Source organism: Acinetobacter sp. YH12218 (genome assembly GCF_013417925.1).
Taxonomy (GTDB): Bacteria; Pseudomonadota; Gammaproteobacteria; order Pseudomonadales; family Moraxellaceae; genus Acinetobacter; species Acinetobacter amyesii.
Window position 1 is genome coordinate 1 of sequence record NZ_VPDB01000131.1, and the last position, 3,606, is coordinate 3,606.

The following is a 3,606-nucleotide window of genomic DNA, read 5'->3' on the forward strand; positions in this document are numbered from 1 at the left end:
CTCGGTTAATTAAGGCTCGGTTATAGGATGACCAATTGGTTGTACGGTAGATTTTAGAGGCAGGCTTATTCATTTTGAAATTATATTGCTGAAAAAGCCTTTACAGATAGGTTTGTGCAACAAAGCCGTCTTGAACTAATAATAAGGTTGGTTTTGATTTTTCAACGGGAAGAATAAGGATACTTAAGCCATCCTAACTCCTCCCATTCATAATTTTAATATTTTTCTAGTTCTGAATAGTAATTACTTTTATTCAGATCTCGATACTTATGATCACCTTTGTAAAAATCGGCTATAATTTCATATTTTCTCGGATCATCTATAAGAAGAATTATAAGATCAATATATTTTTTTGCCAAATCTATATCGTAAAATTCTGAATCTTCATATTTTGAATATAAATTTACACATCCATCATAATACTCTAACAAATAACCATATTTCTTTAATTTTTCAAAATCATTCTTAGCTTCATAAAAATTACCTTCACGTAAATTAATTTCTCCCAACCCATAATAACCATTCATAAACCCCAAGCTCACAGCCTTTTTAAAGTTAAATCTAGCAGTTGATAAACTCACAAAACCATCTTCAAATAAATATATTTCCCCTAGATTAATATAAGAACTCAAATATCCAGCTTCAATTGATAAATTGAAATATTTTATTGCCAGTTCAACATCTTTTTCGTCTTCATTATAATTATAAAAATAACCAAGCCGATAAAAAGCCTCGGGATTCCCAGCGAAAGATGCATCCTCAAAATACGATTTTGACAACTTATAATATCCATTTGAATATAATATTGCTCCCACTCCAACTTTTTCATCTACATTAAACTTATGTGAATAACTAGAAATCAAATAAAAAGCCTCTTTGGTTTTTTTTGCATGAAATAAATCATTTATTTCATATACAATTGATTCATTTTTTTTAAAATTATACATTCCAGCCTCCTCATCCAAGATATTATTTTCACCTTTAGCACAAGAAAATAATGGAATAATTAAAATAATAAAAATCAACTTAAATAAATTCATACCAATTAACCTTTCATTTGTTTTTTTTCTTTTCTTCATCTTTCATCGGCTTTGTTGCACAAAGATGTAAAAATTAAGATTGCCCATATCTACTCAAATTTAAGGCATAACTTGGGTATGTGGTTGACCTAACTCGGTAAATTTATTTAACACGGCTATACGTGCATGGATCTCATTGACTTGGCTATCAAATTTTCTTGCACTGAGTTTATCCCCCAATAATTTGATGCAATGCATCTTAGTTTCGACCAAACTTCGGCAATGATAGCCGGACCATTTTTTCCATAATGTCCTGCCTAAACGTGTAACTGTTCGAAGTAATTCATTTCGCTCTCGCGAGCTACTCTTTGTATCTTTCCATGGTTTCGCATTTTTTCTAGGTGGAATCACCGCATGCGCTTGCCGATCTGCAATGACCTGACGGCATCGTTTTGTGTCATAAGCACTATCTGTATAAACAGAATCGATTTGTTCATCTAAGGAAATTTGATCGAGTAAATCACCAAGTACCTGTGAATCACTTACATTGTTAGTTGTAAGCTGAACTGCACGTATTTGGAGAGTTTTAGCATCTATACCAATATGTAATTTACGCCATTGACGACGATATTCAGGCTGATGTTTCTTCCTTTTCCATTCACCTTCACCTAAAAACTTTAGACCGGTAGAGTCTACCAGCAAGTTAAGCCCACCACTGCTTTTTTGATAACTAATCGCAATATCAATATGTTTTTGTCTTCTGCAAAGCGTACTGTAATCTGGTGCGGTCCAATTTAATCCACAAAGTTTAATCAGACTTTGCACAAAGCCAGTGACCATACGTAAAGATAGAAGGAATAAGGATTTAATCATTAAGCAGCATTGAATAGCAGTATCGGAGTAAGTTTGATTTCGTCCATGTTTGTCTTGTGATTGTGCATACCACTGGGTCTTAGTGTCAAACCAAATGGCAATATTTCCGCGACTCATGAGTGCTCGGTTATATGCGGGCCAATTGGTTGTGCGATAGATTTTGTGTGTAGGCTTCTTCATTTGAAAATTATATCGCTGAAAAAGCCTTTACAGATAGGTTTGTGCAACAAAGCCGGTAAGAAATAAAAAAACCTGCTAATACTTTTCTCTTTAATTACAAAAACAAGAAAATAATTTTATTTAAAAAACCTATCAAACAGTATCTTTTCATATAACCCCAGAAAATAAAGCTTCATTATGATAAAAATGATTACATAACCCGAATTACGGATAAGAAAAGCCCTTGAAAAAAAGGTAGTTAGAGCCATTTAGAAAGTTACGACACAACCCAAAGGCTCTAACTACCATGTACGATTTTACAGAAATTTTTTGTATTGTTGATGATTTTTTCAAAAAATTTGAACCCATCTATTGGCAATTTCTCAAGCAAGAAAACAAACGTCAACGTATCAGACAAGCAACGCTATCTTTATCAGAAATTGTGGCTATCTCCATCTACTATAAAACATCTCAAGTACATAATTTTAAGATGTTTTTTAACTTGCTTTGTCAGTTTGAAAGCAAACTCTTTAAAGACTTGCCTTGTTATAAAAACCTGATTACCCTCATCAATCAGCACCAACTTGCTATTCATGCTTTGCTTTATGCGTTGAGCCAAAAAGATGAAAGTTCATATTTATGGATTGATTCAACACCTTTACCTGTTTGTAAAAATAAAAGAATCCCTAAAGGTCATCATGCTTTAGATGAGATTGCTTCTCGTGGTAAAAGTACGATGGGCTGGTTTTATGGTTGCAAATTACACTTGCTGATGAATCAAGAGGGTGAAATTGTAAATTCAGATTTATCAAACGGACATATTGCTGATCTTAAAAAAGTTGAGGATTTAGTGAATGGCTTATCAGCAACGGTCTATGGTGATAGAGGCTACATTAGCCAACCATTGAAAGAAACACTTAAAGAGCAAGGCATTGATTTAATTACTTATCCAAGAAAAAATATGAGAGTGACCTTATTGCCATTTTCTGATGAATTTCATCTACGACAACGTAAAAAAATTGAAACATTGATAGGATTATTGAAAGAAAAATATCACTTAGTTACGAGTAAACATCGTTCGATTGCTGGTTTTTTAGCAGGCGTATTTTCTTCACTATGTGCGTATCAACTTTGCCAAAAGAATAAGCCTAAAATTCATGTGATTAAATCTTTGGCTTATCCGTAACTGGGGTTACATAATGAAGCCTTTCCATTTATTTTTATCTAAGAATATTTAAATTATTAATTGCGTTCAAATGTCCTTGCTTAGCTGCTTTTTCATACCAAAACTCAGCTTGCTTTTTATCTTTTTTTACATACACGCCTTGCTCAAAGAAAACCCCTAAATTATATTGTGCTTCAGGATTACCTAGTTCAGCAGCTTTTCCAGAGAAACTAAATGCCTTTTCATAGTTTTCCTGATCCAAGTATAGCTAAATACCAAATAAATCATTACAGTAATCTTTAAATAATTTATCAATATCTTTAACTCTAAACTTAGTTCGAATCGCCTTGACTCGTGACCACATATTTTCTATTGGATTTAAATCTGGAC

The 3,606-nt window shown here is 32.8% G+C and carries 4 protein-coding genes; 1 reads left to right on the forward strand and 3 read right to left on the reverse strand.

Annotated elements, in window-relative coordinates; genetic code table 11:
* Positions 1 to 215 precede the first annotated feature (215 nt).
* Together FTV03_RS17260 and FTV03_RS17265 are read right to left on the reverse strand one after the other, a co-directional pair.
* On the reverse strand, positions 216 to 1,079 hold the full coding sequence (locus FTV03_RS17260; RefSeq protein WP_180042368.1) for a tetratricopeptide repeat protein: 864 nt from the start codon (positions 1,077 to 1,079) through the stop codon (positions 216 to 218).
* 60 nt (positions 1,080 to 1,139) lie between these two features.
* Positions 1,140 to 2,072 carry an IS5 family transposase gene (locus FTV03_RS17265; protein ID WP_180042370.1) on the reverse strand — a complete coding sequence of 311 codons (933 nt, stop codon included), beginning with the start codon at positions 2,070 to 2,072 and terminating at the stop codon, positions 1,140 to 1,142.
* 286 nt (positions 2,073 to 2,358) lie between these two features.
* Between FTV03_RS17265 and FTV03_RS17270 the strand changes: the two genes are divergently transcribed.
* Entirely contained in the window at positions 2,359 to 3,237 is an 879-nt protein-coding gene (locus FTV03_RS17270) for an IS982-like element ISAba4 family transposase (RefSeq protein WP_180042372.1), read from the forward strand.
* 34 nt (positions 3,238 to 3,271) lie between these two features.
* On the opposite strand, the gene FTV03_RS17275 is transcribed toward FTV03_RS17270, so the two are convergent.
* Positions 3,272 to 3,478, reverse strand: a complete 207-nt coding sequence (locus tag FTV03_RS17275) for a tetratricopeptide repeat protein (RefSeq protein WP_257220836.1) — start codon at positions 3,476 to 3,478, stop codon at positions 3,272 to 3,274.
* Positions 3,479 to 3,606: the final 128 nt, after the last annotated feature.